Genomic DNA, 297 nt, shown 5'->3' with positions numbered 1-297 from the left:
CGCGGCGGCTCGCGCTCGGCGGGGACGCAGGCGGCGTCTCCGGCACCGGCCGCCCCGCCCCGCAAGCGCCGCCGCTCCACGAAGCTGTCGGCGGCCGACGATGGGCGCGGTTTGGAGCGCGTGTCCACCTCCCGCGAGGAGGGCGCGCGCGGCGAGGGGGCCGCATCGCCGAAGCCGCGCCGTCAGCGCTCCGGGACGGCCTCGCGGCCCAAGGACGGCGTGCGCCCCAAGGACGGCGGCCGCAACCAGAGCGGCCAGGGCAATCAGGGCGGCCAGGGGAAAGCGCAAAGGGCCAAG

The 297-nt window shown here is 78.8% G+C and carries 1 pseudogene; it reads left to right on the top strand.

The features are described from left to right. Nucleotides 1–297: pseudogene (locus NE591_RS14660) on the top strand (hypothetical protein); the annotation flags it as partial.

Origin of the sequence: Adlercreutzia sp. DFI.6.23 (assembly GCF_024462535.1) — a bacterium.
Lineage (GTDB): Bacteria > Actinomycetota > Coriobacteriia > Coriobacteriales > Eggerthellaceae > Adlercreutzia > Adlercreutzia rubneri.
This window is presented reverse-complemented; position numbering and strand designations above follow the sequence as displayed.